This is a genomic window from Roseitalea sp. (assembly GCF_984466335.1).
Genome location: NZ_CFIFWG010000113.1, coordinates 1 through 10,504, shown reverse-complemented (window position 1 = coordinate 10,504; position 10,504 = coordinate 1). Strand labels below are relative to the sequence as shown.

11 protein-coding genes are annotated in these 10,504 nt (G+C 65.1%); 9 read left to right on the top strand and 2 right to left on the bottom strand.

The features are described 5' to 3' along the window. Both AC5E6L_RS10870 and AC5E6L_RS10865 read right to left on the bottom strand, forming a co-directional pair. On the bottom strand, window positions 1–825 hold an 825-nt coding region (locus AC5E6L_RS10870; RefSeq protein ID WP_491773231.1), incomplete at its 3' end, for a type 2 periplasmic-binding domain-containing protein. Between the two features lie 401 nt (window positions 826–1,226). Continuing rightward, entirely contained in the window at window positions 1,227–1,652 is a 426-nt protein-coding gene (locus tag AC5E6L_RS10865) for a DUF4864 domain-containing protein (RefSeq protein ID WP_491230872.1), read from the bottom strand. Between the two features lie 105 nt (window positions 1,653–1,757). On the opposite strand from AC5E6L_RS10865, the gene AC5E6L_RS10860 reads away from it, so the two are divergent. The 9 genes from AC5E6L_RS10860 to AC5E6L_RS10820 form a co-directional block, all read left to right on the top strand. Next, window positions 1,758–2,669 (top strand): VOC family protein, encoded by a 912-nt coding sequence (locus AC5E6L_RS10860; protein WP_491230871.1) that lies wholly within the window; start codon window positions 1,758–1,760, stop codon window positions 2,667–2,669. Further along, entirely contained in the window at window positions 2,666–3,499 is an 834-nt protein-coding gene (gene kdsA / locus AC5E6L_RS10855; RefSeq protein WP_491773228.1) for a 3-deoxy-8-phosphooctulonate synthase, read from the top strand. The genes AC5E6L_RS10860 and kdsA overlap by 4 nt, the downstream gene beginning before the upstream one ends. A 99-nt stretch (window positions 3,500–3,598) precedes the next feature. Next, window positions 3,599–4,870 carry a phosphopyruvate hydratase gene (gene eno / locus AC5E6L_RS10850; RefSeq protein WP_491773226.1) on the top strand — a complete coding sequence of 424 codons (1,272 nt, stop codon included), beginning with the start codon at window positions 3,599–3,601 and terminating at the stop codon, window positions 4,868–4,870. Window positions 4,871–5,074: 204 nt separating this feature from the next. Further along, the gene (locus AC5E6L_RS10845; protein ID WP_491773223.1) at window positions 5,075–5,383 is read left to right on the top strand and encodes an FtsB family cell division protein; all 309 of its coding nucleotides are present in this window, start codon (window positions 5,075–5,077) and stop codon (window positions 5,381–5,383) included. Window positions 5,384–5,516: 133 nt separating this feature from the next. Next, window positions 5,517–6,563, top strand: a complete 1,047-nt coding sequence (pdhA, locus tag AC5E6L_RS10840) for a pyruvate dehydrogenase (acetyl-transferring) E1 component subunit alpha (RefSeq protein ID WP_491229551.1) — start codon at window positions 5,517–5,519, stop codon at window positions 6,561–6,563. An 11-nt stretch (window positions 6,564–6,574) separates the two neighbouring features. Next, window positions 6,575–7,954, top strand: a complete 1,380-nt coding sequence (locus tag AC5E6L_RS10835) for a pyruvate dehydrogenase complex E1 component subunit beta (RefSeq protein ID WP_491773221.1) — start codon at window positions 6,575–6,577, stop codon at window positions 7,952–7,954. Between the two features lie 11 nt (window positions 7,955–7,965). Next, a complete protein-coding gene (locus AC5E6L_RS10830) occupies window positions 7,966–9,396 on the top strand; it encodes a pyruvate dehydrogenase complex dihydrolipoamide acetyltransferase (RefSeq protein ID WP_491773219.1) in 1,431 nt (476 codons plus the stop codon). A gap of 203 nt (window positions 9,397–9,599) precedes the next feature. Beyond that, on the top strand, window positions 9,600–9,836 hold the full coding sequence (locus AC5E6L_RS10825) for an HP1242/YdcH family protein (protein WP_491773217.1): 237 nt from the start codon (window positions 9,600–9,602) through the stop codon (window positions 9,834–9,836). Between the two features lie 42 nt (window positions 9,837–9,878). Then, window positions 9,879–10,504, top strand: a 626-nt coding sequence (locus tag AC5E6L_RS10820) for an FAD-dependent oxidoreductase (protein WP_491773215.1), incomplete at its 3' end; no start/stop codon positions are given.

Sequence of the window (10,504 nt, the reverse complement as noted above, 5' to 3'; positions counted from 1 at the left end):
CGACGTGCGCCCATACCCCTGGCTGAAATAGCCCGCCCGGACATATTGGTCCTCGACACCCGGAAGCGACGGGATCGCGCCTGTCAGGGCATTGTAATAGCTGGCCGTTTCCGCAATGCCAGCCATCGATTTGACGATCGACTCATCGAGCGGGTTCATGGACGGCCACGAACCGGTGTTCAGAAAGCCCTTGACCATGTAGTCGACGCCGATCGTCGTCTTGCCCGACATGTTCAGCATGGCCCCGGTATCGTCGAACGGCACCGGGCTTGCGTAGATCCCGGCGGGGTTCTGCGAAAGGAACCCCGACAGCGTGGTGACGTTCTCCATGCCGGCGGCGCCGTCGCGATAGAACATGATGTTGGTGCAGCCCAGCATCGGCAGCGCCAGCATGCTGCCCTCGCTCCCGGCCAGCGCCGTGCGCGCATAGGACACGAAGTCGGAGGCGTTGGTGATGGAGCCGGCCGGCACCGGCCTGGTCTGCGTCTTCCAGTATTCGAGATACATCGCGTCGTAGACGAACACGTCGATGGGCACCTGCGTGCCGCTGCCGTTCGTGTAGACCGGGTCCGAGGCGTAGCCGCCGTCCCAGACGTTCTCGTCGGCGATCAGGTAGAGCTTTTCCTTCCGGCCCGACGCCGTCCACGCATCGCAGATCGCAGTTGAGAAGGTCCCGGTGTCCGGAACGTATGGATAGAGGGCGGCGGCGATGCAATCCTCCGCGTCGGTGCAGATCGAACTGCAATCCCGCGCCTGGGCACCGGCCGGCCAGAGGCAAGACGCAAGCAGGAGAGCGAACAGACGATATGTCAAGGAGCGTTTCATCATTTCACCTGTGTGTCGATTTTCAGGTTGCAAATAAATGAACGGCCATACCCTTATGCGTAAATGCATGGATTATTTAATATTAACATCGATAAAAATTCAAGAAAAGATATTTATTATATAATGATCGCAAATGGGCGCGCACTTGCTTGCGCTTTTCTCCCGGTCAGAGCCGGCCTTGGTCTTCAACGCAGTCAATCGTCAATGTGTAAACACAGGCTCTAGTGTGGTGGATTTGACGTTCGTTACAGTGTTCGCGGCACGCTTCTGAACGCACTTCAAATCCGTAAACCACACTGGAATCTAAAGACCTTAGAATCAAAGACCTGCTCGTGTCCTGATCGGATCTGAAGTTCGTACGGAGCATGCCGCGTAACGAAGCGAACCTCAGATCAGGGACGCTAGACCAAACCCGCCGCGCCCTTGCGCAGATTGACGCCATCCACCTTCCAGGACCCGTCCCCCTGCAACTCCATGAAATAGACCGCCGTCCAGTCGCCGCCGTCGGGCGCGCGGATCAGCACCTCCTGCACGATGCGGCCGTCGGCCATGGTCTCGGTGCGGCCGAACGCATAGTTGCCCGGGCTCAAGACAGGCATGTAGCCGCCTTGGACCATCTCCATGAACCGGTCGAGCGTCGGAAAGATGCGCTTGATGTCGTCGGATGCATGGCCGTAGGCGCGCGCGAAGTCTCCGGCCAGGAAGCTTTCGAGCTGGTCGGCGATCACCGCGCGCGCCGCGTTCCCGTCGGCGTGGGCGCCGTCGGCCGGGGCGAGCACAAGGGCGGCCGCGAGCGTCAGCGCGATGGTGCGGGGGCGAGTGGGCATGAGCACCTCCTTCGGGAGAAGAAAGATAGGCGGGCAGCGCTGTCCGGCAATCCGGCGGCCCGGCGCCGCCTTGCGCGCCCTCGGCAAATGGGGCACATGCCGGCCATGACCGATGGCATACCGCTCCGCCGACCGCGCGCGCTCGACCATTGCGTGCTGCCCGTGGAGGCGCTCGATACGGCGCGCGCGCGCCTCGAAGCGCTCGGCTTTCGGGTGGCTGCCGATGCCAAACATCCTTTCGGGACGGAAAACGCCTGCGTCTTCTTGGCCGACGGCACCTATCTGGAACCGCTCGGCATCGCCCAACGCCAGGACTGCGAGCGCACGGCGGAGCGCGGCAACACGTTCACCGCCCGCGACCAGGCCTACCGTTTCCGCAATGGCGAGAACGGCTTTTCCGCCGTCGCGCTGGCGACCGAAAATGCCGATGCCGATCACAAACGGTTTCAGCGCCGGGGCATCTCGGCGGGCCGGAAGCTGCGTTTCGGCCGCACCATGCGCGATGGGGCGGGCAATTCCGGCAGCGCCAGCTTCAACAATGCGTTCGCCGCCGATCTGCGCTCGCCGGACAGCTTCCTGTTCTGCTGCCAGCGCGTTCGCATGCCCGCTCTCGACCGGTCGTCTCTGCAAGCCCACCCAAACACGGTGACCGGTATCGCCGAGATCGTCGCTTCGGAAACCAATCCGGCCGATTTCCAATATTTCCTGCAGGACGTGCTCGACAATCGCGCAACGCAGGCGCACTCCTTCGGCATCGAGATCGCAACGGCCAATGCCGGCATGAACGTGATGACGCCGGAGGGGCTTGGCGTTCGGTTCGGCATTGCGCGGCAGGCGCGGGCGCGCGGCCTGCGCTTTGAGGGCATCGTCTTCGGCGTGCGCGATCCGGCCGCGCTCGCATCGCTCCTGGAGGCGAACGGGATCGCCGCTCGCCGGCACGGCCCTTTTGTGGTCGTCGACCGCGCGCCGGGGCAGGGGGCGTTCTTTGCTTTTGATGTAAGTGGAGCAGCCGCATGACGACCCCTGCGACAATCGTGACGGCGGGCAATGTCCGGTTCGGCAACGCACTGCCGCTCGCGCTGATCGCCGGCCCCTGCCAGATGGAAAGCCGCGAGCACGCCATGATGATGGCCGAGCGGCTCAAGGCTCTGTCCGAACGGCTCGGCATCGGTTTGGTGTTCAAGACCTCCTTCGACAAGGCCAACCGCACCTCCCTTTCGGGCAAGCGCGGCATGGGGCTGGAGGCGGCGTTGCCGGTGTTCGCCGAAATCCGGCAAGACGTTGGCCTGCCGGTGCTGACCGACGTGCATACGGCCGAACAATGCGCCACCGTCGCCGAAGTCGTCGACGTGCTTCAGATCCCGGCCTTTCTTTGCCGGCAAACGGACCTTCTCGTCGCCGCCGCGCGGACCGGCCGGGTCGTCAACGTCAAGAAGGGCCAGTTCCTCGCGCCCTGGGACATGAGGAACGTCGCGGCCAAGGTGACCGGCTCGGGCAATCCCAACGTGCTGCTCACCGAGCGCGGGGCGAGCTTCGGCTACAACATGCTGGTCTCGGACATGCGGGCGCTGCCCATCATGGCCGAGACCGGCGCGCCGGTGATCTTCGATGCCACCCACTCCGTCCAGCAGCCGGGCGGGCAGGGGGCATCGAGCGGCGGGGATCGGGCCATGGTGCCACCGCTTTCCCGCGCGGCCGCCGCGGTCGGCGTCGCCGGCATCTTCATCGAGACCCATGACGATCCGGACAGCGCGCCGTCCGACGGGCCGAACATGGTGCCGCTCGGCGAGATGGAGGCGCTCATGGGCCGGCTGATGGCGATCGATGCGGTCGTGAAGGCCGGGTAGGCCCAGGCGCGCTTTTCCCCGCCGGCCCTGTTTTCCTTTTCACAAAGCTCGGCTATGGCGTCGGCGCAACTTCAAACCGCCGGACGGGAACCATCATCCATGAGCGCCATCATCGACATTATCGGCCGCCAGATCATCGACAGCCGCGGCAACCCGACCGTCGAGGTGGACGTTGCGCTCGAAGACGGCAGCGTCGGACGCGCCGCCGTACCCTCGGGCGCCTCGACCGGCGTTCACGAGGCGGTCGAGCTGCGCGACGGGGGCGGTGCTTTTCTGGGCAAGGGGGTCGGCAAGGCGGTCGACAATGTCAACGGCCCGATCTTCGATGCGATCGGCGGCATGGATGCCACCGAACAGGCCAGGATCGACGCGGTGATGATCGATCTGGACGGCACCGGCAACAAGGGCAAGCTGGGCGCCAACGCGATCCTGGGCGTCTCGCTGGCGGTCGCAAAGGCGGCGGCGCAGGCATCGAGCCTGCCGCTTTACCGCTATGTCGGCGGCACGAACGCCCACATGCTGCCCGTGCCGATGATGAACATCATCAATGGCGGCGCCCATGCCGACAATCCGATCGATTTCCAGGAGTTCATGGTCATGCCGACGGGCGCCGCCTCGCTTCTCGATGCGGTCCGCATGGGCGCCGAAACCTTCCATACGCTCAAGAAGAAGCTGACGGCGGCTGGCCACAACACCGGCATCGGCGACGAGGGCGGGTTCGCGCCGAACCTGAAAAGCGCGCACGCCGCGCTCGACTTCATCATGGAGGCGGTTTCCGAAGCCGGCTACAAGCCCGGCGAGGACATGCACATCGCGCTCGACTGCGCGGCGTCCGAGTTCTTCAGGGACGGCGCCTATGTCTATGAGGGCGAGGGCGCAACGCGCAGCCCCCAGGAACAGGCCGAATATCTCAAATCTCTTGTCGATGCCTATCCGATCGTGTCGATCGAGGACGGCATGCACGAGGACGATTGGGACGGCTGGAAGATCCATACCGACCTGATCGGGGACAAATGCCAGCTTGTCGGCGACGATCTGTTCGTCACCAGCACCAGGCGCCTGGGCCAGGGCATCGAAAAGGGCGTGGCCAATTCGATCCTGATCAAGGTCAACCAGATCGGCACGCTGACCGAAACCTTGCGCGCGGTCGAGATGGCGCACAGGGCCGGCTACACCGCCGTCATGTCGCACCGGTCGGGCGAGACCGAGGACGCGACCATCGCCGACCTTGCCGTCGCCACCAATTGCGGGCAGATCAAGACCGGCTCGCTGGCCCGTTCCGACCGGCTCGCCAAGTACAACCAGCTCATCCGCATCGAGGAGGAGCTGGGCGACCTGGCCCGCTATGCGGGCATGTCGGTCCTGCACTGAGGCGGCTCCGGCCGGAAGCGAGGGGTCCGACACCCAAGCCCCCAACACCCAAAGACCCAAAGACCCAAAGACCAGCTTGCCGCGCGACGCCTTAGCCGCCCCTTAACCAAACGCGCCTAAGCATGGCCTGCGCGCAACTGTGGTTCGGGGTCGATGTGGACGCGTCAATATAGAAGATCACCGCTTCGGCATGCCGTCATACCCATGATCGCGCTGTTCGCCCTTGCCTATTACGGATTCCACGGCATCAACGGCAATCTGGGCCTGCAATCCAAGCAGGAATACGAGGCGCGGCTGGCCGGCCTTGAGGCTGAGCTGGGCGCGCTGGGCGCCCAGAGGACGCAGCTTGAAACACGCACGCGCGCGCTGAGCGATGGTGCGCTGCAACGCGACATGATCGACGAGCAGGCCCGTCTGGCGCTCGGGCTGACACGTGCCAACGAAGTGATCTTGCTGCACAATCCCGTCGATGGCGGAACCAGCTTGGACGAATTGCTGCGGCGCATGAATTAACTCATTTTCAGTTAATCTTGTATTTTTCAAAGGTTTTGATGGCCTTATCGTCATAAATCCCATGCGCAAACTCGACTTGATGTCCCGATCCGGCGCTTTATTGTGCGCCGAAACGAAACAGGGATGAAACGCCATGGCGACACGCGCACGCAAGTCTCCCCCCAAATCCAGGGCGGCGGCGACGGCCAGTGCCATTTCGGCACCGAAGCCGGCCGACTTCACCAAGGACGAAGAGCTTTCGGCCTATCGCGACATGCTGATGATCCGGCGGTTCGAGGAGAAGGCCGGCCAGCTCTACGGCATGGGGTTCATCGGCGGTTTCTGCCACCTCTATATCGGCCAGGAGGCGGTTGTGACCGGCGTGACCATGGCGATGATCGAGGGCGATCAGACGATCACCACCTATCGCGACCACGGGCATATGCTGGCCATGGGCATGCAGTCGCGCGGGGTGATGGCCGAGCTGACCGGGCGCCGGGGCGGCTACTCCAAGGGCAAGGGCGGCTCGATGCACATGTTCTCCAAGGAGAAGAACTTCTATGGGGGCCACGGGATCGTCGGCGCCAACGTGCCGCTGGGCACCGGCATCGCGCTTGCCAACCAGTATCGCGGCAACGGCAATGTCTGCTGCACCTATTTCGGCGACGGCGCGGCCAATCAAGGCCAGGTCTACGAGGCCTTCAACATGGCCTCGCTGTGGAAGCTGCCGGTCGTCTACATCATCGAGAACAACCGCTACGCGATGGGCACGTCGGTCGCCCGCTCTTCGGCCGAGACCGATTTTTCCCAGCGCGGCGTGTCCTTCAAGATTCCCGGCTTCCAGGTCGACGGCATGGATGTGCGCGCGGTCAAGGCGGCCGCCGATCTGGCGCTCGACCATGCGCGGTCGGGCGAGGGGCCGATCATTCTGGAGATGATGACCTACCGCTATCGCGGCCATTCCATGTCCGATCCGGCCAAGTACCGCTCCAAGGACGAGGTGCAGAAGATGCGCTCGGAGCATGACCCGATCGAGCAGGTCAAGGCGCGGCTGACCGAGCGGAAATGGGCCGGCGAGGACGAGCTCAAGGGGATCGACAAGCAGGTTCGCGCGATCATCGCGGACGCCGCCGATTTCGCGCAGACCGATCCCGAACCGGATCCGTCCGAACTGTACACCGACATTGTGATCGAAGCGTAAGGGGGCGAACGATGCCGATTGATATTCTGATGCCGGCCCTTTCGCCGACCATGGAGGAGGGCAACCTCGCCAAGTGGCTCAAGAAGGAGGGCGATGCGGTGGCCGCAGGGGACGTGCTCGCCGAGATCGAGACCGACAAGGCGACCATGGAGGTCGAGGCGGTGGACGAGGGCAGGCTGGGCAGGATCCTGATCGCCGAGGGCAGTGAGGGCGTCAAGGTCAACACGCCCATCGCGGTGCTGCTCGAAGAGGGCGAGGACGCCGACGCGATCGGCACGGCGTCCGCGTCCGTGCCGGATGGCCAGGCCGCGCCCGCCGCCGCGCCGACGCCGGCTCCGGCCCCCGTCGCGGCCGCCCCGATTGCCGTCGCGCCGCCCGCCGATCCAGAAATCCCGGCCGGCACCGAGATGGTGCCGACGACCGTGCGCGAGGCGCTGCGCGATGCGATGGCCGAGGAGATGCGCACTGACGAGACCGTCTTCGTGATGGGCGAGGAGGTGGCCGAATATCAGGGCGCCTACAAGGTCACCCAAGGGCTGCTGGACGAGTTCGGCCCCAAGCGCGTCGTCGACACGCCGATCACCGAACACGGCTTTGCCGGCGTGGGCGTCGGCGCGGCGATGACCGGCTTGAGGCCGATCGTGGAGTTCATGACCTTCAACTTCGCCATGCAGGCGATCGACCAGATCGTCAATTCGGCCGCCAAGACGCTCTACATGTCCGGCGGGCAGATGGGCGCGCCGATGGTGTTTCGCGGGCCGAACGGGGCGGCCGCGCGCGTCGCCGCCCAGCATTCGCAGTGCTATGCGGCCTGGTACAGCCACATTCCGGGCCTCAAGGTGGTCCAGCCCTATACGGCGTCGGACGCCAAGGGCCTTCTCAAGGCGGCGATCCGCGACCCGAACCCGGTCGTCTTCCTTGAAAACGAGATCATGTACGGCCAGACGTTCGACGTGCCAGGGCTCGACGATTTCGTGTTGCCGATCGGCAAGGCCCGCATCCATCGCGCCGGGGCCGGCTGTACCCTCGTCTCGTTCGGCATCGGCATGAAATACGCCATCGAGGCGGCCGACGCGCTGGCCGGAGAGGGCGTCGACTGCGAGGTGATCGATCTGCGCACGCTGCGGCCGATGGACCTGCCGGCGGTGATCGAAAGCGTGCGCAAGACGGGCCGGCTGGTCACCGTCGAGGAAGGCTTTCCCCAGCACTCGGTGGGCGATTACATCGCCAACCGGGTGACGCGCGAGGCGTTCGACCATCTGGACGCGCCGCCGATCACCGTCGCCGGCAAGGACGTGCCGATGCCCTATGCGGCCAATCTTGAAAAGCTGGCCCTGCCGACGACCGCCGAAGTCGTCGAGGCGGTCAAGACCGTCACCTACACGGGTTAGGAGAGCGCATCATGCCCATCACCATCACAATGCCCGCGCTGTCGCCGACCATGGAGGAAGGCAATCTGGCCAAATGGCTGGTCAAGGAGGGCGACAGCGTCTCGGCCGGCGACGTGATCGCCGAGATCGAGACCGACAAGGCGACCATGGAGGTCGAAGCCGTCGATGAAGGCACCATCGCCAGGATCATCGTCGCCGAGGGCACCGAGGCCGTCAAGGTCAACGCGCCCATCGCCGTGCTCGCCGAGGAAGGCGAGGATGTGGGCGCGGCGGCCGCTGCCGGGCAGGCCGATGGCGCACCCTCGTCCTTCGAGGCTTCGGCGCAGAGCGCCTCCGCGCCTGCCGATGAGGGGGACGCTCGTTCTGTGTCTTCAGGCGGCAACGGCACCGTGAGCCCTCACCCTGAGGTGCCACCGCAGGCGGCCTCGAAGGGCGAGGGCGCCGTGCCGGTCGCTATTTCCGACGGCGGCAAGGCCGGTCCCGTGCCGGTCAAGGACGGCCAAAAGCTGTTCGCCTCGCCGCTCGCGCGCCGCATCGCTTCCAATGCCGGCATCGACATCACGGCGATCGCCGGAACCGGACCCAAGGGGCGCATCGTCAGGCGCGACGTGGACGCCGCGCTCGCATCGGGCGCCACGGCGCCGGCCGTCGCCGCCGAGGCGCCGGCGCCCGCCACCGCCGCCACGCCCGCCATGGCGGTGGGGCCAACCGCCGAACAGGTGCTCGCCAATTTCGCCGAGGGCTCCTATGAGCTCGTCAAGCATGACGGCATGCGCAAGACGATCGCCAAGCGCCTGCAGGAGAGCAAGCAGACGATCCCGCATTTCTACGTCACGGTCGATTGCGAACTGGACGCGCTCCTGGCGCTGCGCGCGCAGCTCAACAAGGCCGCGCCCGTCAGGGACGACAAGCCGGCCTACAAGCTGTCGGTCAACGACATGGTGATCAAGGCGCTGGCCCTGGCGCTGCGCGACGTGCCCGACGCCAACGTGTCATGGACGGACGAGGCGATGGTCCGCCACAGCCACGCCGATGTGGGCGTCGCCGTGTCGATTCCCGGCGGTCTGATCACGCCGATCGTGCGCCGCGCCGAGGAAAAGACGCTGTCGGCCATCTCCAACGCGATGAAGGATCTGGGCGCGCGCGCCAGGGAGCGCAAGCTCAAGCCCGAGGAATATCAGGGCGGCACGACGGCGGTCTCCAACATGGGCATGATGGGCGTCAAGGACTTCGCCGCCGTCGTCAACCCGCCGCACGCGACGATCCTGGCCGTGGGCGCGGGCGAACAGCGGCCGGTGGTCAAGGAGGGGGCGCTGGCGATCGCGACCGTGATGAGCGTGACGCTGTCGACCGACCATCGCTGCGTCGACGGCGCGCTGGGCGCCGAACTGCTCGCCGCCTTCAAGGGCTATATCGAGAACCCGATGGGGATGCTGGTTTAGGCATTGCGTGACAACCGGCGCGGCCGTGCCCATCTCCAGGGCATGGCAACCGGATCAGGAGACCGTCATGGCCGAACCCGAAGACAGGATCGTGCCGATGCCGCGTCGCGCCCTGCTCGGGATGAACGATTGACACCGATCAAGGAGGCAGCAGGGCCGGCCGCTAGGGTGGTGCCATCACACGATGCACAGGAGCATTGCCGATGGCGCACACGCCACACGAACTGGCCGCGGAATTTCCCGAACATGTTGAAAAAATGAGCGAAATGAAGGGCTCCAACGCCCATTTCGCGAAACTTTTCGACCAATATCACGAAGTCAACCGGGCCATTCACCGCGCCGAGACGGACATCGAGCCCACGGGTGATTTCCACATGGAGGACATGCGCAAGACGCGCATGCGCCTGAAGGACGAAATCTACGGGATGCTGACCGGCTGACCCTCGGCCCGGCCGCCTCCCGCAACCGACAGGAGAGGCAAGTTGGCTGACAATTCCTACGACGTGATCATCATCGGATCGGGACCGGGCGGCTATGTGACGGCCGTCCGGTCCGCGCAGCTCGGCCTCAAGACCGCGATCGTCGAGCGCGAGCATCTGGGCGGCATCTGCCTCAATTGGGGCTGCATCCCGACGAAAGCGCTGCTGCGCTCGGCCGAGATCATGGATTATGCCAGCCATATCAAGAATTACGGCCTGAAACTTGAAGGGACGGTGACGGCCGATGTCGGTGCCGTCGTCGACCGGTCGCGCAAGGTGTCGGCACGCCTGAACGGCGGGGTCGGCTTCCTGATGAAGAAGAACAAGGTCGATGTCATCTGGGGCGAGGCCAGGCTGACCAGCAAGGGCAAGGTGACGGTCGGCAAGCCGTCCAAGCCCGCCTTCGAGCCACAGCACCCCGCGCCCAAGGGCACCAGGGGCGAAGGCGACTACACCGCCGGGCACGTCATCGTCGCCACGGGCGCGCGGCCGCGCGCGCTGCCCGGCATCGAGCCGGACGGCAAGCTGATCTGGACCTATTTCGAGGCGATGGTGCCGCAGCAGATGCCCAGGAAGCTCGTCGTCATGGGCTCGGGCGCCATCGGCATCGAATTCGCCTCGTTCTACAA

Coding starts and splice junctions, on each gene's coding strand:
- AC5E6L_RS10835 (WP_491773221.1), top strand. CDS start 6,575: ATGCCGATTGATATTCTGATGCCGGCCCTTTCGCCGACCATGGAGGAG.
- AC5E6L_RS10845 (WP_491773223.1), top strand. CDS start 5,075: ATGATCGCGCTGTTCGCCCTTGCCTATTACGGATTCCACGGCATCAAC.
- eno (WP_491773226.1), top strand. CDS start 3,599: ATGAGCGCCATCATCGACATTATCGGCCGCCAGATCATCGACAGCCGC.
- AC5E6L_RS10825 (WP_491773217.1), top strand. CDS start 9,600: ATGGCGCACACGCCACACGAACTGGCCGCGGAATTTCCCGAACATGTT.
- kdsA (WP_491773228.1), top strand. CDS start 2,666: ATGACGACCCCTGCGACAATCGTGACGGCGGGCAATGTCCGGTTCGGC.
- AC5E6L_RS10860 (WP_491230871.1), top strand. CDS start 1,758: ATGACCGATGGCATACCGCTCCGCCGACCGCGCGCGCTCGACCATTGC.
- pdhA (WP_491229551.1), top strand. CDS start 5,517: ATGGCGACACGCGCACGCAAGTCTCCCCCCAAATCCAGGGCGGCGGCG.
- AC5E6L_RS10830 (WP_491773219.1), top strand. CDS start 7,966: ATGCCCATCACCATCACAATGCCCGCGCTGTCGCCGACCATGGAGGAA.
- AC5E6L_RS10865 (WP_491230872.1), bottom strand. CDS start 1,652: ATGCCCACTCGCCCCCGCACCATCGCGCTGACGCTCGCGGCCGCCCTT.